This is a genomic window from Rhizobium sp. CG5 (assembly GCF_023701945.1).
GTDB lineage: Bacteria > Pseudomonadota > Alphaproteobacteria > Rhizobiales > Rhizobiaceae > Allorhizobium.
In genome coordinates, this window is record NZ_JABAEF010000006.1 from 140,700 (window position 1) to 164,116 (window position 23,417).

Below are 23,417 nucleotides of genomic sequence, written 5' to 3' on the forward strand. Positions count from 1 at the left end.
CCATGGGGTTAGAAGACATGGATGGTTCTGGACGTGAAACCTGACGAGCGGCTGAACGCGCGCCATGTATATTTTTCAGAGGCTTGCGCAAAATTCAGGTCGCTGTCAGCTTGACAGACAAGAGCGTGCGCACACGTCCGGCGGCACGCGCACACCCGGACGGGCCGCAATCGCATGAGGGAGCATAAGGTGTGAGAGTTCTGTTGATCGAAGACGACGCCATTCTCGGGGAGGCGGTTCGCGACCATGTGACCAACGGCGGTCATGCGGTCGACTGGATGCAGACGCTGGACGATGCGCGCGGTTCGCTGCGGGCCGTCAGTTACGGCCTCATCCTGCTCGACCTTCGCCTGCCGGATGGCTCCGGCATCGGCCTGCTGAAGACCTTGCGCCAGAATGGCGATACCACGCCGGTGATCATCCTGACGGCTCACGACCAGATCTCCGACCGGATCGAGGGGCTGAATTGCGGCGCCGACGACTATCTGGTCAAACCCTTCAATCTGGGCGAACTGACGGCGCGCATGCTGGCCGTCGCAAGGCGCTATGGCGGTAGCGCAGTACCGCTCGTGCATGTCGGAAATCTTGTCATCAATGCCGGCGACCGCCGCGTGCTGGCCGATGGCCAGGAGGTCGTGCTGTCCGGCCGGGAATGGGCCGTGCTGGACGCACTGATCGCCCGCCCCGGCGCCGTCATTTCCAAGGCGCGCATCGAGGAAGCCCTCTATGCCTTCGGCTCGGAAATCGAAAGCAATACGGTCGAGGTCTATGTCAGCCGGCTGCGCAAGAAACTCGGCAAGGACAATGTCGTGACCGTTCGTGGCGTCGGCTACAAGGTGGAGGAGCGCTGATGGCCCCGATACGCAGCAAGGCACGCAGCATGACGCGGCGACTGATCCTCTGGCTCACCGGCGCCATCACCGCCTTCTGGCTGCTGGCTGCCGGGCTTGGCGTCATGGTCATGCAGGACGAGTTCGGCGAGATCTTCGACAGCGCCCTGCAGGAAACCGCCGAACGCCTGATGCCGCTGGTGGTCGACGACCTGTTCCAGCGCGCCGAGGTGAGCGGTCCCCGGCAGCTTCAGGGCACGACCAAGCCCAAGGATGAAGAATATCTGACATACCAGGTGCGCGATGCCTCGGGCCGCGTTCTCCTGCACTCCCACGACGTGTCCGCCACCCCCTTCGAGGCGCCGCTCAAGCAGGGTTTCTGGCAGGGCGAGGTTTATCGCATCTATACCGCGGCCTCGGTCAGCGACACCGTCTTCGTGCAGGTGGCGGATTTCATGGGCCATCGACGCGAGGCGGCCATGGAGGGCGGCATGGCCCTGCTGCTGCCAGTGCTGCTGCTCGTTCCTCTCAGTGTCCTTGTGGTCTGGCTGATCGTCCGGCGGATGATCGCTCCGGTCAATGATCTTCGCCAGGCGATCGCCGGCAAGGACAGCGGCAATCTTGCAGACATGGAGCTTCCGGCACTGCCGACCGAACTGCAGCCGATCGCCCATTCTGTCAATCTGCTGCTGTCACGCCTGCGGGCAGCGCTCGATGCCGAGCGGGAATTCACCGCCAACAGCGCCCACGAGCTTCGAACGCCGATTGCCGGCGCCCTGGCGCAGACGCAGATGCTGATCGGCGAGTTGCGCGAGGGGCCGACCAAGAGCCGCGCCCGACAGATCGAGACCTCCCTGTCGAAACTGGCAAGACTTGCCGAAAAACTGCTGCAACTGGCGCGGGCCGAAGCCGGGATCGGCGCCACCGAAGCGCCGATCGATCTCGCAGGGGTGCTGGACCTGGTGGTCACCGATTTCCAGAGGGCATCTTCCACGCCCGACCGCGTGCGCTATCAGCACCAGCCCGGTGCAGCACTGGTTCGACCTGTCAGCGAGGATGCCTTTGCCATCGTCATGCGCAACCTGATCGAAAATGCCCTGGTGCATGGCACGCCGGACGAGCCGGTCGAGATCCGCCTCGATCCCGACGGTGCCGTTTACGTGACCAACGGCGCAAAGCCGCTGTCCCAAAGCGACCTCGCCAGCATCCGCACCCGCTTCGGTCGTGGTACGACGACCAGACCCGGTTCCGGCCTCGGCCTGTCGATCATCGATCGTTTGCTGCCCCAGATGAACGGGCGGCTCGACATCCGCTCCCCCGCCGAAGGACGGTCCGATGGCTTCGAGGCGCGGCTGACATTTTCCGGCTGAGCGTCCCCTCCTTCGCGATGCGACGGGACTGGATCCGCAGGTTTTGCCCTGCCTCGGCACCGCCCATTGCCATCCTGAGTTTAGTCTTGCCAGAATGCACGTCGCGGCGCATTGTTGCTCCATTAGATATGCCCAGGATATGCAGGTTCCAGGGGGATGCGGATCATGCCGCACGTGTTGAAGGGCCGCGAATACAAGCTTCTCCTGAACCCCGCACGGTTTCAGGGAGAGACATTGCGCAAAGCCGCAAACGGCTTCTGGCGCGACCAGGTGAAACCCGTTATCGAGCGACGGCTGGACCATCGCGATGGCGGTCTTGACCGCGCCGAGCGGCAGTTTGGTCCAGCCGAGGAACGCAGCGTCCGCTTCTGGGACACCAAGCATTGTACCTTGTCGATGGCCGATCTTGCCCTGCGCGAGCGGGCGACGGTCAAGGACGGGCATGGGGCCGCCAAGTCCGCGGAACTCACCTTGAAACTGCGCATGCCGGACTTCTTCGTCGTCGCGTCAACCCGGCTGACGGGCAGCGGTGACGCGGTCGAGACGAAGTTCGAGGAAGATATAGGGCCGCTCGAAATCGAGAGCCCCGACCCTTCCTCCGTCCTGCTGCCCGCTAGGCGATCCATTCGCAGCCGCTATTCCCTCTCCACATGCCTGACCGCCGATTGGGACCTGGCCAGCCATAGCCTTGGCGATCTGCAAACACGCTTCCCGACACTGGCGGACGTCATTGGCCGCTCCCATCAGGTGTTTGATCCCGGTTTGGCACTCGTCGGAGGCCCGATCATCCGCGAAGTGGTGTTCAAGGGCGCCCGCGTCCGGCTCGGCGAGGGTATCACCGGCGCCTTTACGCTGACCCGGTGGTTCTTCGAGGCATCCCAGACGAGCGGTGACATCGCCGAGATCTCCTTCACATGCGCGATCAACAAGGGGATCATGCCGGGTCGCGCAGCAAGACGGGCGCTGGCTTTGTTTGTCGGCCTACAGACCGATCTGGATGGATGGGTGGAGACCCGTCATTCCAGCAAGACGTCCCTGGCCCTGCCGGGATCGTGTGCCTAGCAACGGCTGAGCAAGCCGGCAGTATCGCCAGCGCCGTGCACGCCGCAGCTGTCATGAAAGCTTGAACACGCGGCAATAGAGTGCCGACCACAGGAGCCATTTCACGGAGACACGATCATGCGGTTCCAATCGGATGAGATAGGCGGCTACCGGGTCTATGCGGTGACCGGCACCAACACGGTGTCGTTTGCCATCGATTTCCGGCAGGCCGATACATCAGGCCTGCTCGGCTTTGCCATCGAACGCACCGACCCTACGGAAGATCAGCGCTATTTCCTCTACGGTTTCAAAGTGTTCGAGGAGGTCGTGCCCCATCCGGACGAGACAACCTCGGTGACGACCTTCAACCACCCTGTGCAGAGCTTCGTCCACGACGATTTTACCGCCAAACCGGGACGAAGTTATGAATACCGCTTCTTCCCGCTGAAGGGAAAGCCGAAGAACATCGACCGCTCGGCGCCGCCCATCTTGATCGCCGTTGAGACCGAGCCGCTGTTTTCCAATCAGGAGCACGACGTGTTCTTCAATCGCGGCGTCGCCAGCAGCCAGGCCTACCGGCGGGAATTCGAGAATAAACGGCCGGACGATCTGGAAGAACCGAAGCGCCAGAGGGCGCTCGACTGGCTGAGCCGCGACCTCGACGAGGCTATGCTGCGCTTCATCGCCCAGGCGAAGACGGGCGACACGCTGCTGTGCTGCTTCTACGAATTCCGCTTTGAGCCCGTCGTCAAGGCGCTCAAGCAGGCGCTCGACAATGGCGTCGATGTCCGCATCATCATCGATGCCAAGAACAATGAGACCCGCGACAAGGTCACTGGCAAGATCGTCAAGGAGAGCTTTCCTCGCACCGAAAACCTCGACCTGATCGACAAAACCGGCTTTCCCGCCGCCGCAATCATTCACCGCGAGGCACAGCCGGGCGATATCCAGCATAACAAGTTCATGGTCTGGCGGAACAAGGCGGGCACCGAGGAGGCGGTATGGACCGGCTCGACCAATCTTTCGGTCGGCGGTATCCATGGCCAGACCAATGTCGGCCATTGGCTGCGCAACAGCGATGCTGCGGCGGCCTTTAAGGCCTATTGGCATGTCCTGTCGAGCGATCCAGGAAGCATGGGCAAGGACGATCCTGACGGTCGAAAGAAGACCAAGGAATTGCGGCGCCAGGTGATGGCGATCGGCCGGGCCCCGACGACCATCGCCGACATCGCCCAAGGTGTGACGCCGGTCTTCAGCCCGCGCTCCGGCCTCGACATGCTCGACCTCTATGCGGAACTGTTGGACAGTGCCGACCATCTCGCCTGCATCACGCTGGCCTTCGGGATCAGCGCCGTGTTCAAGGAGCGCCTCTCGGACAATCATGCCGGCAGCCATCTGGCCTTTTTCCTGCTGGAGAAAGAGGACAAGCCCAACCCGCGCAGCACGACACCCTTCGTGGCGCTGAATGCCCGCAACAATGTCTACAAGGCCTGGGGTTCCTATCTCCGCGAACCGCTCCACCAATGGGCCAGGGAAACCTCGGCCGGCCGCCTCGGCCTCAACCAGCATGTGAGCTTCATCCATTCGAAATTCCTGCTGCGCGATCCGCTCGGCGCCGATCCGATCGTCGTCACCGGCTCGGCCAATTTCAGTGAACCGTCAACCACCAGCAATGACGAGAACATGCTGATCATCCGCGGCAATCTGCGGGTCGCAGATATCTATTTCACCGAATTCAACCGGCTGTTCTTCCACTATTATTTCCGCTCGGTGCAAGAGGCGACCAGCCGCCGCAGCGCGGGCGCCGCAGCGCCGCCGGCCGGCTTCAGCGCCTTCCTGGAACCCGATGACAGCTGGATCGCCAAATACGCGCCGGGCAGCCTGCGTCGCAAACGCGTCGAGACCTTCACCCACATGGCAGGCTTCGAAACATGAACGGAATCCGATGGCAGCTGTCAATTTCGCGATCGTTTTATGAACAATGCGTTCTCGTCGCATGGCTTTAAACCTTGGCGGAACAGCGCGATATAGAGCCCACACAACAAAGGGCCCGCCGCACTCATGGGGTTTGGCCCAAGGAGGCTTGAGCCATGACATTGCAGCTGACCGGAATTCATCATCTGACCGCCATCACCGCCAATGCGCCGGAGAACCTGCGGTTCTACACCCAGACGCTCGGCCTGCGGCTGGTCAAGAAGACCGTCAACCAGGACGATACCAGCGCCTACCATCTGTTCTATGCCGATGGCGAAGCAACGCCCGGCACGGACCTTACCTTCTTCGACTGGCCGGTCGGCCGCGAACGCCGCGGCACCCACAGCATTTCCCGCACCGCCCTTCGGGTCGCAGGTGCCGAGACGCTTGCCTGGTGGAAGGCGCGTTTCGAGACGCTGAAGGTCACGGCCGGCGAGATCGCCACCATCGGCGACCGCCTGTCGCTCGATTTCGAGGATGGCGAAGGCCAGCGTTTCCGGCTGATCGATGACGGCGGCGTGGGCTCGTCGCAGCCCTGGGCCAAGAGCCCGGTGCCGGCCGAGCACCAGATCCGCGGCCTTGGCCCGATCACCATCAGCGTGCCGGATATCGCCAATACGGAAGCGGTTCTGACCAGCGTCATGAACATGACGGAAACCGGTTCTTACGCCGATCCGGATGGCGAGAGCATCGTGCATATCTTCTCGATGGGCGAAGGCGGACCGGCGGCCGAACTGCATATTGCCGTTCAGCCCAACCTGCCGGTGGCCCACCAGGGCGCGGGTGCCGTGCATCACGTCGCCTTCCGCACGCCGAATGTCGAGCAATTGACCCAGTGGGCCGAGCGCCTGCGCGGTTTCCGCCTGCCGTCGAGCGGAGAAGTCGAGCGCTACTATTTCCGGTCGCTCTATTTCCGCGAACCCAATGGCGTGCTGTTCGAAATCGCCACGGACGGTCCGGGCTTTGCCGTCGACGAGCCGATGGAGACGCTGGGCGAAAGCCTGTCGCTGCCGCCTTTCCTGGAGCCGCGCCGCCAGTCGATCGAAGCCAAGCTCAAGCCGCTGGTCTGACCACCGAGGCTTTCAAACCAACCCACTGCCGGGAGCACTTCTCCCGGCAGTTAAATGCCAAACCGTGTCGCCTCCGCGCGTCATCCTCGGGCTTGAGCCACTGCTGTGCGGTTTAAATTTGCGACGATTGGAAGGCCAGCTGGTTTTGGGTTTGTCTGGCGGCGGTTTGAGAAGCCGATCCGTGCGTCGACGGTGCATGAGGTTGGCGCGTACCAGACGGGCGAAGGCGAGTGGGCTTGGCACGGTCTTCTGGTCGGCATGCGCCAATCGCAGGAGCAGGTAAGCGATCAGGGCGACAGCGATCTGGATGCGTACGGCATTTTCTGACGTGCCGAGGAAATGGCCGATCTTCAGCGTCTGCTTGACCCAGCGGAAGAACAGTTCGATCGCCCAGCGGCGCTTGTAGAGATCGGCGATCTCGTGAGCCGGTGCATCGAGATCACTGCCGAGCGATCGTCGGCAGATTATTTCAGAAAGTCGGCATCCTCGCGAAGAAGGATAACAGTCGGGCCGTCTGCCGAATGGGCGGCTGTCACAGCCGTCTCGAGTTCGGCAAAGCTCTTGGGCTCGGCGGTCCTGCAGCCATAGGCGTCAGCGAGTTTGATGAAATCCGGATTATGCTGGTTGACGCCGATGGTCGGAATGTCACGGGCGATCATGCCGTCGCGGATCTGGGCAAGGCTGTCGTTGTTCCAAAGGATGATGGCGAGCGGCAGCTTCTGTTCGACCGCCGTGCCGAGTTCCTGCAGGGTGAACTGGAAACCACCATCGCCGACGATCACAGCCACCGGCGTTTCGGGGCTAGCCAGCTTGCCGCCGATCGCGGCGGGCAGCGCATACCCGAGCGTGCCGTATCCGGCCGGGAAATGCCAGGTACGGGGCAGCATGCTACGGAAGAAAGCGTAGCCGGTATAAGCGAGTTGGGTCATGTCGGTATAGACGACAGCCTCATCGGGCATGGCGTTGCGAAGGCTGTCGAGGACGCGCACATGCTTCTTTTCAAGTGGGCTCAGACCCTCGCGCTCGGTGGCCCGGAGTTCGGCGATGGCGTTGGTATTCGAAAAACCCTTGGCGGGGGCGACCTTTTCGGTGATCGCGGCAACGGCGAGCCTTGAGTCCGATTCCATCGCGATTTCGGCGTCGTAATCGCGCACCAGCACAGCGGGGTCTATGTCAATGCGGATCATCTTGCCCATCATCGGCAGTGGCCCGTCGAGCCAGATATCGGGTTCGGCCAGTTCGGTGCCGATGCACAGCACGACATCGGCGGCTTCGACAAAGCCCTGGGTGGCACCGCGATCGATGGTGACTTCGAGTGCCAGCGGATGATTGTCAGGCAATATGCCCTTTGCAGCGATCGTCGGGACCACGGCGGCGCCGATCTTTTCGGCCAGTGCCCTGATTTCGGCGCTTGCGCGAACAGCACCTCCACCGGCAATGATCACGGGGCGTTTCGCACTATCGAGAAGTTTTGCCGCTTCCTCGACTTGCGCCAGATCGGGGCCGCGACGATGGGCGGTGGAACGGCGCGTTGCGGGCTTGCTGTCGGGAGCCTTGAACACGTCGAGCGGGATCGACAGATGCACCGGCCGGGCGCGGCCGCTTTCGAACAGGGCAAAGGCGCGGGCGATGTATTCGCGCACCTGTTCAGGGTCGGTCGCGGTTTCGGAAAAGGCGGTGATCGGGCGCGTGACTGCGGATTGGTCGGTAATCTCGTGCAGGCGACCCCGGCCCATGCCGAGATCCTTGTTGGCGGCCACCGAGGTGATGACCAGCATCGGAATGCTGTCGGAATAGGCCTGGCCGATCGGAGTCGCGGCGTTGGTGACGCCTGGGCCGGATATCAGGATGCAGACGCCGGGCTTGCCGGACATACGGGCATAGCCATCGGCCATGAAGCCGGCGCCCTGTTCATGGCGCACGCCGATATGGCGGATACCCGCCGCATCCATGCCGCGATAGGCTTCGAGCGTGTGAACGCCCGGCATGCCGAACACAGTATCAACGCCATAGGCTTTGAGGATCTGCATCAGGCGGCTGCCGCTGGACATTGTGTCGGTCATTTTGATATTCCATTCCCGGTGTCTTAAATATCTGTTCAGGGCTTCGCGGCGTCTTCGAGGCCCATCCAGATCGAGCCGTATTCGTCGGCCACGACCATCAGGCTCGCACCCAGTTCCTGTGCGAAGGCACGTTCCTTGCGCGACCATGCAGGCATGATCCAGGGTTTGCCCGCCTTGGCAGCGGCAACGGCAATCTTCCTGAGATCGGCCTTGTCCTCGTCGGTATTTCTATAGGCGCCACGGCCGGAGTCGAGTGAGAGATCGCTCGGGCCCACGAACAGGCCGTCGACGGTGGGAAGCGCCAGGATCGCATCCACATCGCGCAGCGCGGCAGCGGACTCGATCATCGGATAGCAGCGCGTCTGAGCATTTTCGTTGTCGTAATACTCTGGCTTCACACCGCCATAGCGGGCAGGACGCGTGCCGGAAAAGCTGCGGGTACCGAGCGTGGGATACTTGGCCGAGGCGGTCACCTTACGCGCATGTTGCACATCGCCGATATGGGGAATGATGACGCTGTCGGCCCCCATATCGAGCGCCTGCTGGATTGGAATCGCTTCCGGGCCAAGCACCTTGCAATGCATCTTCATGCCCAGTGCCTTGCCGAGTGCGAGGATGCGGTCGAGTGCTTCGAGATCGAACAGGCCGTGTTCAATGTCGAGCACGATGTTGCGGTAGCCGATGTCATTGGCGATCTCGATCATCGCCTGATGCGGCGTGGAGAGCCAGATGGCTAGGTTTTCGATTCCGTCAGCCATGGGCGTTTTCATCCTTCTTCTGGCGCTCGGCGATCATGCCGGCAATGTCCACGAGATCCTGCAGCTTTTTGCCGGCCCGAATGGCGGCAATCCAGCTGCCTTCGTCTTGCTGATCGAACAGGGCGACATCGGTAACGCCGGCCACCTGATCTGGCGGCAAGACGAGGATACCGCAATCGTCGGCGAGGATCGCGTCACCGGGATTGATACTGACGCCGCCGCAGGAGATCGGAATATTGTAGCCTCCCCCCATGTTGAGCAGTTTGGTGGTGACGGGCGAGACGCCGCGTGCCCATGTTGGCACGCCGGCCTCGATGATTGCGGCAGGGTCGGTGATCACGCCATCAATGATGACTCCAGCCAGGCCACGCACCTTGGCTACAGCGGCCATGAATCCGCCCCAGGGGGCATGCCGCTCGTCGCCGGCGCGGTCGATGACAAGAATGTCACCGGGACGCACCCTATCCATGGCGTGATAGAGGAGTGTGGAATCGGCGCCGGGGATGGAGATTGTCTGCGCCGTGCCTGCAATACGGACGCCATCGATCAGCGGTCTTATATCGCTGCGCATGAACCGGTCGTGCAGATAATGACCAACGGTAGCAGCCTCGACCTTGGCGAATCTGGCAAGCAGCGTCGGGTCAAGCTGCGGGGCGGGCTCTTCGATCCGGTATGATTTGATCGACATGATGAAATGGCATCCTATTGGGTGAGAATTCTGATCGCTGATGGGTCGCAGGCAAGCGTGGCCATCTGGCCTGTCTCCGGTCTGGATTGAGTGTTGCGGATCCGTGCTTGCAGTTTGATGCCACCAGGCAAGATGAGACTGCAGACACTGTCGGTACCGATATAAATCGCTTCGCCGACAGTGCCGGAAAAACTGACCTGGTGGCGCGTATCGGGCGTGACGAAATGCAGGGCTTCCGGCCGGATGGCCAATGTACAGGTTTGGCCGCGGGTGAGTGGCAGAGTACAATCGAAATCGAATTGCGAACCCGTCGCCTCGACCACCACGGTTTTGCCGGACTTGGTCACCACCGCGGCATTGATCATGTTCATGTCGCCGATGAAGCCGGCAGTGAAACGATTGGCAGGTCGCTCATAGATGCCGACAGGCCCATCGACCTGTTGAATGACACCGCTGCTCATGACCGCGATGCGGTCCGACATGGTCAGCGCCTCTTCCTGGTCATGGGTGACGAAGATGAAGGTGATGCCGAGCCGGCGCTGCATTTCCTTGACTTCCAGCTGCATTTCCCGGCGAAGTTTCAGATCGAGCGCGCCAAACGGTTCATCAAGTAGCAGTACCGATGGTTCGTTGACCAGCGCACGGGCAAGCGCAATGCGCTGCTGCTGGCCGCCGGAGAGCTCGGACGGCTTGCGATGCACCGCATGGGCCATATGCACGCTTTCCAGTGCTGCCATGACGCGGGCCTTCCGTTCGGACTTGGCCACGCCTTTCACAGACAGGCCGAAGCCGACATTTCGTTCGACATCGAGATGGGGAAACAAGGCGTAGTTCTGAAACACGGTGTTGATGTTGCGCTGGTGCGCGGGAACGCCGGTCACTTCCTTGTTGTCGAGCAGAAGCTGGCCGCTGGTCGGCTCTTCAAAGCCGGCAATCATCCGCAGCGTCGTGGTCTTGCCGCAGCCCGAGGGACCGAGAAAGGTGAAGAATTCACCGGCACGGATCTTCAGGTTCATATGGTCCACGGCATAGGTGGCTTTTTCGCCTGTTGTGCCGAATATCTTGCAGACATCGATAAGTTCGATGGCAATACGATCGGCTCTGGTCGGAGCTGTCTTATCGTTGGGAGGCATATCTTGGTTTTGATCTCACGAGAAATGGGCGGCAGCCGAAACCCTGGAACGGCCGCCGTTGGATCGGATCGGCGGTTTACTGAGCCGTCTTCACCTTGGTCCAGCCATCCTGGTAGAGCTTGGTCGCATCGCCGACGTCGAGAATGAAGTCGGCCTTCATCAGCTTGTCCTGCGGCGGATAGATCGCGGTATTGCCCGAGACTTCCTTCGGCAACAGCGGCATTGCCTTGTCGATGACGGTTGCCGACTTGGAGAGATTGGCCGCCTTGGCCGCAACCTCCGGACGCATGATATAGTCGATGAACTTGTAAGCTTCCTCGACATTCTTGGCGGCTTTCGGGATTGCGAGGCCATCGATCCACATCGAACCACCTTCATCGGGGATCACATATTTGACCTTGGGATTGGTGGCCATGACCTGTGCGATGGAGCCGTTCCAGCCCTGCACGAGGCAGGCTTCGCCGGATGCGACGAGATCGCCGAAATTGGTGCTGTTGTAGCCGCCCAATACCTTCTTCTGTTCGATGAGCGACTGGGTCGCCTTTTCGATTTCCGCCGGATTGGTGGAACCGGCATGGAAGCCGTTGACCTGCAGGCCGGCAATATAGGCGGCCAGCATATTGTCGAGCATGTAGATACGGCCTTCATACTGCGGATCCCAGAGCACTTTCCAGCTGGTCGGCGGGGTCTTTACGCAGTCTTCGTTGTAGGCAAGGCCGGTCGTGCCCCAGACATAGGGAACCGAGTGTTTCTGGCCCGGATCGAAGGAGACGTTCTTGAAAGGGGCGCCGAGATTACTGAGATTGGGGATCTTGGCATGGTCGAGTTCAAGGATCAGGCCCTGCTTGACGAGCACCTGAACCGTGTACTGGCTTGGCTCAATGAGGTCATAGCCACCGGCACCGGCTGAGAGCTTGGCCATCATGGTTTCGTTGGAATCATAGGTATCGAAGGTTACCGTGATGCCGGTTTCCTTGGAGAAGTCATCAACGATTTCCTGCGGCAGTTCGCCCGCCCAGGCATAGATGTTGAGTTCGGCGGCCGAGGCGCCGGTCGCGAATGCGACCATGCTGACCGTGCTGATCGTGGCGAGAAGGCTTTTCCAGTTCTTCATGCTCGTTCCCTTTTATCGTTGGTGGTTGGTTTTACCTCGAGGTCCGTACCGTCTTTATGTAGCGGCTTAGGACCAGGAGAATGGCGAGGATGTTGACGGCGATCAGCATGGTGCCGAGCGCATTGATCTTGGGCGTCAGCCCGGTTTTCAGCATGGCGTAGATCTGTATCGGCAGCGGTGTGGTGCCGACACCGGAGACGAAGGTCGAGATGACGAAATTGTCGAAGGAGATCACGGCGCACAGCAACAGAGCGGACAGAATGGCCGGCAACAGCAGCGGCAGTGTGACACGCATGAAGACCTGGCCGCCATTGGCGCCGAGATCGGCGGCTGCCTCATCGAGGCGAGGGTCGAGGCCGGCTGCAGCTGCGCGGACGATGAGGAAGCTGAACGGCACCGAAACGAGGACGTGGCCGGCGATCAGCGTGCCGTAGCCGAGTGGCACGCCGGTCCACACCGTGGCCACCAGCAGGCCGACGGCGAGCACGATTTCCGGCAGGACCAGTGGCGCGGTGACCAGCGTCGAGAACAGGTTCTTGCCGGGAAAGGAGCGCTTGACAACCGCGAGCGCCGCACTCGTGCCAATCGCCGTGGCGATGAGCGCTGACAGAACGGCAACGATGGCGCTCACCCTGAGACCGGCCTTCAGTCCACGGTCGTTGAGCGCCTGGGCGAACCAATCGAGCGAAAAGCCTTCCCAGATCACCGTCGAGCGGCCGGCATTGAAGGCATAGAGAACCAGGACCACCAGCGGCGCGAACAGAAAGACATAGCCCACCACGGTCATGACAGGCACATAGTAGCTGAGGATGCGGATCGGCCTCATGCCCTTGCCTCCTCGACGCCACGTAGAATACGCATGTAGACAACGATGATGATCGAAGAAATTGCCAGCAGCACCACCGAAACAGCGGCACCCAGCGGAATGTTGCGGAAATCGAGAAAGAGCTGAACGATCAGGTTGCCGAGAATGATGCTCTTGCCACCGCCCAGCAATACGGGGATTGCATAGACGCCCATCGCGGGCACGAAGACGAACAGGATCGCAGCCATGACACCTGGCAGCGACAGCGGAAATGTTACCCGCCAAAAGGATTGCAAGGCGTTGGCACCGAGATCATCGGCAGCTTCCAGTAGCCGTTTGTCCATGCCGTTGAGCGCGGCGTAGATCGGCAGCACCGTGGTCGGCAAAAAGGCATAGAGCATGCCGACCATGACGGCGGGATAAGTACCGATCATTCGTACAGGCTGTTCGAATATGCCCAGGCCGACCAGCGCGCTGTTGATGGTGCCATTGCGGCCGAGCAGTACCATCCAGGCCGACATGCGCACGATGAAATCGATCCAGAAGGGAATGAGCAGCAGCGCCAGCAGCAGCGCAGCATAGCGGCCGGCGCGGAAGGCCAGGAAATAGGCGATCGGGTAGCCGACCAACAGACAAACCAGCGTCGAGATTGCGGAGAGCTGAATCGAATTGAAGAAAATCGGCAGGTAGATGGCCTGGAACAACTCCTCGTAGCTTGCGAACGTGAAACCGAATTTGGCGCCGCCATAGGTATCCTGCTCCGCAAAGGAAAAGGCGATGACGATCAGGACCGGGATCACAAGAAGCAGTGTGGCGCTCAGCAGCGAGGGCGCCAGCAGCGCCAAGGTGACCAGATTGCCTCGGCGCTGCGTCGTCATTTTTTTACCTCCGCCCGGACTTGCCGTGTTGGCGCCTCGACGGAGCGGATGAGGTTGGTTGCGCTCACTCGGAGATGACCTCGCATTGCCGCCTCGGCAATATTGGGGTCGCGGCTCTCGAGCGCCGCATGGATCTCAACCATGTCCTTGAGGTCTTCGAAGAGCAGTGCGACGGGCAGGCGCGACACATAGAGGCTACGGACCGACAGGGCGTAGAGCCGGGTCAGCGCCTGGGCAAGATAGGTATTGCCGCTGGCCTCGGCGATCAGCCGGTGCATCTGCTCGTCGATACCAAGATGCCATTCGATGTCCATGCGCTCGGCCTCGACACCGATGCGTGCCTCTTCGATCAGCGACGCAAAGGCATCGAGCTGACCGCTGCTGATGCGGACAGCGGCCATGCGCGCGGCCATTACTTCAGCCTGAAGCCGAAATTCCTGGAGCTGGAAAAAGTCGGAGGCCGAGGTCGATGAGACAAAATAGCCGCGCTGCGGAACAGCGAGGACAAGGTCTTCTTGTGCAAGACGTTGCAAGGCCTCGCGCAGAGGCGTGCGACCGACCCCGAGCATGTCCATGCAGTTCTTTTCGTCGATCGGCAATCCAGGCAGTAGCTCCGCCTTGATGATAGCATTTCGGAGCCCGTGATAGGCCACGTCGCTCAGGCGCATTTTCTTGTTCGATAGAGGCAGCAAGACGATCGCTCCAAAAATATATTTTTAAAATATCGAATGGATATTCAATGTCAATTGCCATTTCATCGCCCGTAACGACATGTTCACTGGCCTGAACCCTTCTTGCGTCGCAGACCAGGTAGGGGCTACATCGCCAGTTGGGTGCGAGGGTACGGGATCATGGCAAAGGGCCGCTATGGCTGCACCAACCGCAAGACGTGGCTCCCGATCGCGGATCTCGATGGCGCCCGCTGTCCGAACTCCAAGACGACCATGCGCGAAGAGCTGGAGGACAGGGTTCTCTCTAGCCTGCCCGTGGCATTCTTCTCGATGAACCTCTTCAACAAGATCTCGGAGCAACTAATTCGCCACGAGATCAAGAAGCTCAATACCGCACCCTCTCGTCGGGACGACTTGCAGAACCAGTTGGATCGGCTCGGCCGTGACCAACGCGCTATTATCAGTCAGGTTCGGGAACGTGCGGACGAGGGCCGGCCCCGGTTATCGCAGCTTGATGATACGCTCGACGAACTGGAGTTGAAGAAGGCGGCCCTGAGCAACGAGCTTGAACAGGTGCCGACGGAAGCCGTAGAACTGTCAGCAAGGATCGCGCAAGTCCGCGCGCATTAGATCCGACGAAGATGGCGATGTTCTACAAAAGCCTGCTCAACCGCGCCCGCCTGCGAAGTGACGTTCGGCCATTCTTCGATACGGAATCCATACTCACTCCCGCCTGGCCGAGCATCGCGGCATCCCGCTCCAGATCGCGCGGATATTTGCTCAGATCTTCCGCTGGTCTAAACTGCAGCGGATTGCCGAAAATCGAGGCGGCGACGATCCGGTTGTCGACCCACGCTCGCGAAACCACTTCCATGTGTCCGGCATGCAAATAGCCCATCGTTGGCACGAAACCGGTGCTGGCGTCCGTTGCTTTCGCATCGGCGAACGCGACGCGCATCTCGTTGATACCCGTTGGAATCTGCAATGCATCCTCCTCATTGCGGACAAGCAAACCGGCTTCAACCGGCGTCGAAATCCAGCCCGATATCCAGCGTCGGCGCGCTATGCGTGATCCAGCCGACCGATAGAAGATCGACGCCGGACGCTGCAATCTCCAATGCCGTCGCCGGGGTAATGCCGCCGGACGCTTCGGTCATCGCCCGGCCGGCGACGATGCCAACCGCTTCCCGCAACTCATCGGGCGTCATGTTGTCAAGCAGCACCGCATCGACGCCGATCTCCATGGCCTCAAGAAGCTGATCGAGCGTATCGACCTCCACCTCGATCTTCACCATATGGCCGACGCCCGCCTTGGCGCGGCGGATGGCCTCGGTCACTCCACCGGCAATGGCAACGTGATTATCCTTGATCAGGACGGCGTCGTGAAGCGCAAAGCGATGGTTCATGCCGCCGCCGGCGCGAACCGCGTATTTCTCCAGCGCCCTCAGTCCCGGCGTGGTCTTGCGAGTGCAGACAACGAAGGCTTTGGTATCCTTAATTGCGGCGACGATTCCAGCCGTCACGGTGGCGATACCCGAAAGGTGGCCGAGGAAATTTAGCGCCGTGCGCTCCCCGGTCAGAAGTGCGCGGGAAGCGCCTTCGATGGTTGCGATGACATCACCGGGTTTCACCGCCGCGCCGTCATCGATATGGCGGGAGAGGCATATCGCGGGGTCGACCAGCTGGAATGCGAGTTGGGCAGCATCGAGGCCAGCGATCACACCGGGTTTGCGGGCGACCATGAACAGACGTGAACGATGGTCGGCCGGGATGACGGCAATCGACGTGACATCCCCGGCCATGCCGAGGTCTTCAAGCAGTCCGGCTCGCACGGCGGGCTCGATGATGAGCCGCGGAAGAGGGGCGATGATCATGTCGGGAACTCCTATGCACTTTGGGCAGGCGAATGGGACGCGATGCCCTGGGCGACGTCCAGAATTGCGTCGATCGTCAGTTTGCGTCTCTCCGTCGACGCAAGCCTCAGGGGAAAATCCGTTCGGGCGTGGGCGCCGCGGGATTCCCGGCGCAGCCAGGCAAAGACCGCGATCGACAGCGCCACGATGGCCGGATCGGCAGAGGGGCCCTCGCCTTCGACATGGGGCAACAGGCCAGCGATGGCGCTTTGAATGGAGTCCGCGTTGCGCAGGACACCCAAGTGCCGGGAGACGATCGGGCGGATCATCGACAGATCGGCCGGTGGCAGCGCGCAAGCCGGCAGGGATGAGCCGGCCGTTCCGGCAGACGTGCCCGCAATATCCTGCGCCGCCCACATCCCTGTCACTGCCGCTTCGAGCAGCGAGTTGCTGGCGAGCCGATTGGCGCCATGCAGGCCTGTCGACGCCGCCTCGCCCACGACCCACAATCCCTCCACGGAGGTTCTGCCCTGCAGATCGGCGGCGACGCCGCCCATATGATAATGGGCCGCCGGGCGGACGGGAATGCATTCGCGCGCCGCATCGATGCCTTCGTTGCGGCAGAGGTTGGCGATCGTCGGAAAACGGCGGGCGAAATCCTCTCCCAAAGCATTGCGGGCATCCAGGAAAACCCTGCCGCCACGGGCAATTTCGGCGCTGACGGCGCGGGCGACCATATCCCGCGGCGCGAGTTCCGCACCGGGCTGACTGGCAAGAAAGCGCTCACCCTTCTCGTTGACCAGAATGGCGCCGTCGCCGCGCACGGCTTCGCTGACGAGCGCCAATGGACGGCGAGCAGTGTCGAGGGCCGTGGGATGGAACTGCACGAATTCCATATCCGCCAGGTCCGCGCCCGCCCGGGCGGCCAGCATCACGCCCTGGCCGTAATTCCCGGTCGGGTTGGTCGTCGCATCATAAAGTCCGCCGAGGCCACCGGTCGCCAGGACCACGCGATGGGTGGCCAGAAACGCTGCGCCGCCGCCGGTTGCGCAGACAAGACCGGAAAGCGTGCCGTCAGTCATCAGCAAACGTCGCACCTCGACGCCTTCCAGCACGGTGATCGACGGCGTTTCAAGAACCGCGGCGACGAGCGCGCGGACGATGGCCGCACCTGACCCGTCACCTTCCACATGCACGATCCGGCGGCGGCTATGGGCCGCTTCCAGTCCGAGCAATAGCAAACCATCCGGTCCGCGATCAAAACGGACACCAAGCGTCTCCAGCATGACGATGACCGCCGGCGCCTCATCGATGATCGAGGCGGCCGTCCTTCTGTCGGAAAGACCATCTCCGGCAGCGAGCGTATCGGCAAGATGGAGATCGGGGGTATCGTCTGCGCCAAGGCAGGCGGCGATGCCGCCCTGCGCCCAGCCGCTGGAGCTTTCGGCCCCGAGGCCGGCGCGCGTCAGAAGCACGACCGGTTGCGGCGAAAGCCTGAGCGCCGTCACCAATCCGGCAAGCCCGCTGCCCACGACCGCAACACGGCCAGCCAGGCGATCGAGGCGGCCGGTCATACCGCCAACATCCTTTCCACGGCGCGGCGTGCGGCGACTGCGAGGGCGAGATCGACTGTCACCTCGTGACGGTCCTCTTCCAAGGCCTTGCGAATATTCGAAAGCGTGATGCGCTTCATATGCGGGCAGAGATTGCAGGGCCGGATGAATTCCACATCCGGGTGATGCACGGCGACATTGTCACTCATCGAGCATTCCGTCAGGAGCACGACGCGGGCGGGCTTCTTCTCTCCCACATAGTCAGCCATGACAGCCGTGGATCCGGCGAAGTCCGCCTCTGCGACGACGTCCGGCGGGCACTCGGGATGGGCGAGCACAATCACACCCGGATGGGCCTCGCGCAGATCGCGGACATCCTGCACGTTGAACAGCTCGTGAACTTCGCAATGGCCATGCCAGGCGATGATCTCCACGTCGGTCTCGCGGGCCACGTTCTGGGCCAGATATTCGTCGGGTATCATCAGTACCTTCGGCACGCCCAGCGATTCCACGACCTTCTTCGCATTGCCCGAGGTGCAACAGATGTCCGAAGCAGCCTTCACGGCAGCTGAAGTGTTGACATAGGTGATGATCGGCACGCCCGGGTGTGCCAGCCGCAGCAGCGCCACATCGTCCGGCGTGATCGAGTCCGCCAGGGAACAGCCGGCCTGCATGTCCGGGATCAGAACCCTTTTCGACGGGTTCAGCAGTTTTGCCGTCTCCGCCATGAAGTGCACCCCGGCAAGCACGATGATATCCGCTTCGACATCGACGGCCTTGCGTGCGAGCGCCAGACTGTCGCCGACGATATCCGCCACGCCGTGAAATATCTCCGGCGTCTGGTAATTATGTGCGAGGATGACCGCATTGCGGCGGCGCTTCAATTCGAGAATCGCCGCAACATCGTCTTCATGGGACAACCACTCGGCCTCGGGCATGACGCGGCTCACGCGATCATAAAGCAAAGGCAGCGACAGCCGGGAATTCATGGCACCCCTCCTCTCATATACTCCGTATGAGTATATTCCGCGCAAATGAATATTCTCGATTCGAGTTTATGTCAATTGCGTGAGAGCGGGAGTTTCGATCCGGACAGCGCGCGCTCTTCGAGGACGGCGTGGCGGTACCGGAAGAGCTTGGCTGGGCGTCCGCCCGTTTCGGTGGCCATGTCGCCGGTTTCCTCGATCAGCTCCTGCTGGTCGATGAGGCGGCGGAAATTCGGCTTGTGCAATGTAAGCCCGGCGAGGGCCTCCACGGTGCGCTGCAACTGTAGAAGCGTGAATTTTTCCGGCATCAGTTCGAAGACCACCGGACGGTATTTGATCTTCGCCCGCAGGCGGGCGATGCCGGTTGCAAGGATCCGGCGATGATCGGCAACCATCGGCCGGCCGGTCGTGCTGTTCGGTGAAGTCGCCGCCTCGGTCACCAATCCCGCCTCGTATATCAACTCGTACCGCTGCAGGGTTAGGTCCTCATTCCACGGCGCACCGTCCAGACCGAAAGCGAAATTGATGCGTCGCTGGCGGTGCTCGCGCCGCGAGGGTTCCGTCTCCGCCCAGGCGTGCAGGCGTTCCGCGATGGCAAGTAGGCTGCCTGACGCGCCCTTTCTCTGGTCCTCCCAGGGAAAGTATTCGTACCAGCAGTGCCAACCCGGCTTGCCGACGCCCGGAGCCGCCTGCTCGCGCACCAGTCCGAGATAGCTGATCGAAATCGTCCGTCCTTCGGCTTCATCGTTGGTTCGGTCGCGATCCGCAAAAGTGTAGAGCTGTTCGAGATATCCCAGAGGATGGCCCGTCTGCTCGCCCACCCATTCGCGCAGCCCAGCCTGGAGACTGCGGTGGCCAAGTTCGAAAGGGCCAGACGGAAGTGCATCGCCAGAGCGCACGGTCATGACGCGCGGCTCCTCGCCTGTGACGGCGGTCAGCACGGCAATCAGTTCCGCATGGGCGGGGCTAGCATTCACTTTTGGCATGATCCTTCGCAGCGATTTGAGTCCCGTTATATTGCAAGCCATGGAACCAACAAGCTCTGACCCAAGGCAAACTTGGCGACGCTACAGTTCTGGCTTTTCTTATCGACCGACAAGACAAGGGCGTGGGCTGACCGAAGAAACGGGTCGTGTTGCCTGTGTCAAATGGGTTCTGGATCATAATCTCGTCGCTGGCACGCCCGGCTGTAGCTGTCGAGGACATGCTGCACCGCTGTGACAAGCACTTGGCGCGGATCGAGCGGACGGGTCGACCAGCTCTCGAAACGCGGCAGATGCTGCCGCAACAGGGGGGCGGGAACGACTGCCCCATCAAGCGCGGTCATCAGTTGCGCCACGGCCTGCTCGGCCTCGGGCCGGTTCCAGTAATAGCGGATGCGGTCCGAATAGGAATAATGCCGCTGGGCGCGCTGCTGGGCCTGCGAGCCATGGTAATGGCCCTGCCAATGGCCGGGATGCGCCAGCATCAGCTGTTCCATGACCACCATCAGGTTGCGCGGCGGATAGTGGGGCAGAAGATCGCTGGCGATCAGGTCGAGGCCGTAAAGCGCCTCGCGCAGCGCAAAGGTCAGCTCCGGCCCGACTTTCAGGACGGCAAAGCCATCGTCGACCAACTGAGCGAGAGGTGCCGTGCCCTGATAATCGGTGGAATGCGCCTCGAAAACCAGGTCAGGCTCGCTGTCCAGAAGGGCACACAGCGCCTGCGCCCTGCCCCGGTCATAGGCCACGACATTCTCGTTGCCGAACTCGACGCCCGGCTGCACCACAACGGCGATGACCCGCGACAGCGCATCCTTAAGCCCCGCATCCGCGAAAATCCGGCGGTGGACCTCGATCGTGCGGGCGGCGGCCTCAGGGCTGGTCGGCTCGAGCGCGGTGATGGCATGGTGGGCGCCGCCCGGCGGGGGCACCTCGGTGCCGATGATATAGACCGGCCTTTCGCCACCCGCCGCGTCCGCTGCCCGTTCGGCAGCTTTTGCCAAGCGCGCGGCGCGTGTCGCGGTCATCGCGTCGTCGAGCGCTTCGGGTTCGCCGGCACAGCCCATCGACGTGTCGAGATGAAGCTTGCGGAAACCGGCCTCGACATAGGCGGCGATCATAGCCTCGGCCTTGGCCATGGCGGTGTCGGCCGGCTCTCCGCGCCAGGGATTGGGGCCGAGATGGTCGCCACCCAGGATGATATTCTCCCACCCCAGCCCCTCTTCCGCAGCGATCGTGGCGATCAGCTCGACAAAATCCTGCGGGCGCATGCCGGTGTAGCCGCCGAACTGGTTGACCTGGTTGCAGGTTGCCTCGATCAGCACCGGCCCGCCATGCAGCACCGCGTTGCGGAGAGCCGCGCGGATGACCAGCGGATGGGCCGAGCAGACCGACGCGATACCAAAGGGCTCACCCGCGCGCCGCGACCGGGCGAGGTCCTGGAGAATGGATGTCATGGCGTGCACCTCGGTGTGGCGGCAATGAAGGCATCGAGTTCGGCCCTGGTGCCCGCCCCCTCCATGGGACCCCGGACGGTGACGTTGCGGGCGCCGGCGGCATTGGCGTAGAGAAGCGCCTGCTCCACCGGCATGCCGAGCCTGCGACACGTCACATAGGCGCCGCCGAAACAATCTCCGGCGCCGGTCGGATCCACCTCCGCGACGACGAAGGCGGGGCAGTCGACCCGCCGCCCGTCGGAGCCGAAATAGGTCGAGCCAAGTGCGCCACGCTTCACGACAACTTCCGGCGTCTTGCGGGCAAGCAGCGCCTGGACAGCCGCGGCTTCGCCCTCCCAGCCAGCCGCCACGAACAGTTCCTCACCGGACGGCAAGATCAGGTCGGCGATATCGACCAGCCGTTGAAAGCGCTGCAGGGTCAGAGCGTGTCCGAGCAATTCCTTGCGCAGGTTGGGATCGAACGACACCGTGCCGCCGCGCGGCCGGATCACGCCGATCGCATGGTCGATGATATCAAAGGCGCCCGGAATGGCAAAGGCGGTGCCCATCACATGCAGGTGGCCGGCACGGGCAATCAGCGTCCGGGCCTGTGCGTCGAGACCGATCCGGGCTGCTGCCGACTGGGCAATGTTGAAGACGAAATCCCGTGAGCCGTCATTGCGATAGCGTACGAAGGCGCTGCCGGTCGGAAAGTCCGGGCTGACGGATATTGCCGATACGTCCGCCCCGTCCTTACGCAGGCGCTCGACATTGATGCGGCCGAAATCATCGTCGCCGACGCTGGCGATGATGCCGGCAGCCCCGCCGAGGCGGGCGCACTGGTCGATAAAGATCGCCGGCGCGCCGCTCGGATAGGGACCGGTCAGCGCGATCGGCTCGAGAAACCCATTGCCGGGAAAATCGGCCATGATCTCCACGAGGATCTCGCCGATGGTGATCGTCGGCCCGAGCGCATCGGGGGCAAGGTGTGGGGAATGAGTCATGTAGCCTCCTCTACAAGCCGCGAACTGTCCGCCGACAGAAAAAGCTGATGTAGGATACAGGCCGCCCCGAACGCCGGGCCGACGGTCTCGTCGTCATTGGTCTCGATGACGGGCATGGGAAAACTCGCCTCCTGCATGCAGCGGATATGATGCAGCACGCGCGCCGCCATCAACGGATAGAGGGCCGCGACCGAACCACCGAGCACGACGCGGTCGGCATCGATGACCCGGCACGTCTGGATCAGTCCGAAGGCCAGCGCCCGTGCCCACTCCTCGGCAATCGCCACCGCACCCGGCACGCGATCGCGAACATCGGCGAGGAAGGCCGCGAGGTTCGGCTCCGGCTGCGTCGACACCGCCCGGTAGGCGGCCAGGATACAGTCCAGTCCCAGCACGTTCTCAAGGCTGCGGTCTGGCTCGTCCACGCCGTTGACGCGCAGATGACCGATCTCGCCGGCAAGGCCGCGGCCTCCGCGAAACAAGGCGCCGTCGACGACGATGCCGCCGCCGACGCCGCTTTCCATGACCAGGTAAAGCGTGACGCCCGCATGGGCTTCGCGCTCCCTGTGGCTTGCGCCGATGGCAAAGGCATTGGCGTCGTTTTCGGCGATCACCGGCATCGGCGCCGGCAGGGCCGCGCGCACACGATCGGCCAGGGGAACGTCTTCCCAGCCGAGCAAAGGTGCGATGCGGATCAGTCCATGGCGGTCCATCTGCGCCGGAACCGCAACGCCGATGCCCATGCAACGTTCAATGCGCTCCGGCGGCAGGGTGTCGAAGGCAAACCGCATGGCGCAGGACACAGCCTCGTCAGCATCCACGGCCTTTCCGTCGAAGGGTTCCGTTCTGCGGGCCAGGATCTGCGACGACAGATCGATTTCGACAACGGTGATATGCTCGACCCCGATCTCCACCCCCAGGAACGAGGCGGCGGTCGGCACCAGTTCGAGCAGAATTCCCGGTCGCCCGGCATGCACATGGGCTGCCTGAGCCTGCCCCGCCATGCCCACTTCGCGCACCAGGCCATCGGCTGTCAGGCCGGCGATGATATGGCCGGACGACGACCGGTTGAGGCCGAGAATACGGGCAAGCTCCGCCCGGCTCAACTGGCCGAACTGATGCAAGGCGCGCATGGCCGCCAGTTCGTTGCGCTGGCGGATGCCGCGTGCCGCGCCGATCGCCCCGCCGTCACCCATGCGCCTGTCCCTCT

21 protein-coding genes and 2 pseudogenes are annotated in these 23,417 nt (G+C 62.2%); 6 read left to right on the top strand and 17 right to left on the bottom strand.

What is annotated here, in order from left to right:
* Positions 1–191 precede the first annotated feature (191 nt).
* The 5 genes from HGO38_RS12095 to HGO38_RS12115 all read left to right on the top strand — a co-directional run bounded on the left by HGO38_RS12095 (position 192) and on the right by HGO38_RS12115 (position 6,285).
* Positions 192–851 carry a response regulator gene (locus tag HGO38_RS12095; RefSeq protein WP_250956141.1) on the top strand — a complete coding sequence of 220 codons (660 nt, stop codon included), beginning with the start codon at positions 192–194 and terminating at the stop codon, positions 849–851.
* On the top strand, positions 851–2,200 hold the full coding sequence (locus tag HGO38_RS12100) for a sensor histidine kinase (RefSeq protein ID WP_250956142.1): 1,350 nt from the start codon (positions 851–853) through the stop codon (positions 2,198–2,200). The genes HGO38_RS12095 and HGO38_RS12100 overlap by 1 nt, the downstream gene beginning before the upstream one ends.
* A gap of 165 nt (positions 2,201–2,365) precedes the next feature.
* On the top strand, positions 2,366–3,262 hold the full coding sequence (locus HGO38_RS12105; protein WP_250956143.1) for a hypothetical protein: 897 nt from the start codon (positions 2,366–2,368) through the stop codon (positions 3,260–3,262).
* A gap of 117 nt (positions 3,263–3,379) precedes the next feature.
* A complete protein-coding gene (locus HGO38_RS12110; RefSeq protein WP_250956144.1) occupies positions 3,380–5,176 on the top strand; it encodes a phospholipase D-like domain-containing protein in 1,797 nt (598 codons plus the stop codon).
* 155 nt (positions 5,177–5,331) lie between these two features.
* Positions 5,332–6,285 (top strand): ring-cleaving dioxygenase, encoded by a 954-nt coding sequence (locus tag HGO38_RS12115; RefSeq protein WP_250956145.1) that lies wholly within the window; start codon positions 5,332–5,334, stop codon positions 6,283–6,285.
* Positions 6,286–6,432: 147 nt separating this feature from the next.
* On the opposite strand, the pseudogene HGO38_RS12120 reads toward HGO38_RS12115, so the two are convergent.
* From HGO38_RS12120 to HGO38_RS12160, 9 genes and pseudogenes are all read right to left on the bottom strand, one after another.
* Positions 6,433–6,741: pseudogene (locus HGO38_RS12120) on the bottom strand (transposase); the annotation flags it as partial.
* An 8-nt stretch (positions 6,742–6,749) separates the two neighbouring features.
* The gene (locus tag HGO38_RS12125) at positions 6,750–8,348 is read right to left on the bottom strand and encodes a 5-guanidino-2-oxopentanoate decarboxylase (protein WP_250956146.1); all 1,599 of its coding nucleotides are present in this window, start codon (positions 8,346–8,348) and stop codon (positions 6,750–6,752) included.
* 35 nt (positions 8,349–8,383) lie between these two features.
* Entirely contained in the window at positions 8,384–9,106 is a 723-nt protein-coding gene (locus HGO38_RS12130; protein WP_250956147.1) for an HpcH/HpaI aldolase family protein, read from the bottom strand.
* Positions 9,099–9,794: an RraA family protein gene (locus tag HGO38_RS12135; RefSeq protein WP_250956148.1), complete on the bottom strand. Its 696-nt coding sequence runs from the start codon at positions 9,792–9,794 to the stop codon at positions 9,099–9,101. Before HGO38_RS12135 ends, HGO38_RS12130 begins: the two co-directional genes overlap by 8 nt.
* A 14-nt stretch (positions 9,795–9,808) precedes the next feature.
* Positions 9,809–10,927, bottom strand: coding sequence for an ABC transporter ATP-binding protein (locus HGO38_RS12140; protein ID WP_250956149.1), 1,119 nt, complete (start codon positions 10,925–10,927; stop codon positions 9,809–9,811).
* A 76-nt stretch (positions 10,928–11,003) separates the two neighbouring features.
* Positions 11,004–12,041 carry an ABC transporter substrate-binding protein gene (locus HGO38_RS12145; RefSeq protein ID WP_250956150.1) on the bottom strand — a complete coding sequence of 346 codons (1,038 nt, stop codon included), beginning with the start codon at positions 12,039–12,041 and terminating at the stop codon, positions 11,004–11,006.
* 31 nt (positions 12,042–12,072) lie between these two features.
* Positions 12,073–12,867: an ABC transporter permease gene (locus HGO38_RS12150; RefSeq protein ID WP_250956151.1), complete on the bottom strand. Its 795-nt coding sequence runs from the start codon at positions 12,865–12,867 to the stop codon at positions 12,073–12,075.
* Entirely contained in the window at positions 12,864–13,724 is an 861-nt protein-coding gene (locus HGO38_RS12155; RefSeq protein WP_250956152.1) for an ABC transporter permease, read from the bottom strand. Before HGO38_RS12155 ends, HGO38_RS12150 begins: the two co-directional genes overlap by 4 nt.
* Positions 13,721–14,392 carry a GntR family transcriptional regulator gene (locus HGO38_RS12160; protein WP_250956153.1) on the bottom strand — a complete coding sequence of 224 codons (672 nt, stop codon included), beginning with the start codon at positions 14,390–14,392 and terminating at the stop codon, positions 13,721–13,723. Before HGO38_RS12160 ends, HGO38_RS12155 begins: the two co-directional genes overlap by 4 nt.
* Positions 14,393–14,575: 183 nt before the next feature.
* On the opposite strand from HGO38_RS12160, the gene HGO38_RS12165 reads away from it, so the two are divergent.
* The gene (locus tag HGO38_RS12165; RefSeq protein ID WP_250956154.1) at positions 14,576–15,025 is read left to right on the top strand and encodes a hypothetical protein; all 450 of its coding nucleotides are present in this window, start codon (positions 14,576–14,578) and stop codon (positions 15,023–15,025) included.
* Positions 15,026–15,116: 91 nt separating this feature from the next.
* On the opposite strand, the pseudogene HGO38_RS12170 reads toward HGO38_RS12165, so the two are convergent.
* The 8 genes and pseudogenes from HGO38_RS12170 to HGO38_RS12205 form a co-directional block, all read right to left on the bottom strand.
* Positions 15,117–15,362, bottom strand: a pseudogene (locus HGO38_RS12170) (pantoate--beta-alanine ligase); the annotation flags it as partial.
* Between the two features lie 52 nt (positions 15,363–15,414).
* Entirely contained in the window at positions 15,415–16,269 is an 855-nt protein-coding gene (gene nadC, locus HGO38_RS12175) for a carboxylating nicotinate-nucleotide diphosphorylase (protein WP_250956155.1), read from the bottom strand.
* A gap of 11 nt (positions 16,270–16,280) precedes the next feature.
* Positions 16,281–17,822: an L-aspartate oxidase gene (locus tag HGO38_RS12180; protein WP_250956156.1), complete on the bottom strand. Its 1,542-nt coding sequence runs from the start codon at positions 17,820–17,822 to the stop codon at positions 16,281–16,283.
* Entirely contained in the window at positions 17,819–18,790 is a 972-nt protein-coding gene (nadA, locus tag HGO38_RS12185) for a quinolinate synthase NadA (RefSeq protein ID WP_250956157.1), read from the bottom strand. Before nadA ends, HGO38_RS12180 begins: the two co-directional genes overlap by 4 nt.
* Positions 18,791–18,861: 71 nt before the next feature.
* On the bottom strand, positions 18,862–19,773 hold the full coding sequence (locus HGO38_RS12190) for an NUDIX hydrolase (protein ID WP_502941545.1): 912 nt from the start codon (positions 19,771–19,773) through the stop codon (positions 18,862–18,864).
* 158 nt (positions 19,774–19,931) lie between these two features.
* Positions 19,932–21,224, bottom strand: coding sequence for a D-tagatose-bisphosphate aldolase, class II, non-catalytic subunit (locus tag HGO38_RS12195; protein WP_250956159.1), 1,293 nt, complete (start codon positions 21,222–21,224; stop codon positions 19,932–19,934).
* Positions 21,221–22,207, bottom strand: a complete 987-nt coding sequence (locus HGO38_RS12200; protein WP_250956160.1) for a tagatose kinase — start codon at positions 22,205–22,207, stop codon at positions 21,221–21,223. Before HGO38_RS12200 ends, HGO38_RS12195 begins: the two co-directional genes overlap by 4 nt.
* Entirely contained in the window at positions 22,204–23,403 is a 1,200-nt protein-coding gene (locus HGO38_RS12205; protein ID WP_250956161.1) for an ROK family transcriptional regulator, read from the bottom strand. The genes HGO38_RS12200 and HGO38_RS12205 overlap by 4 nt, the downstream gene beginning before the upstream one ends.
* Positions 23,404–23,417 lie beyond the last annotated feature (14 nt).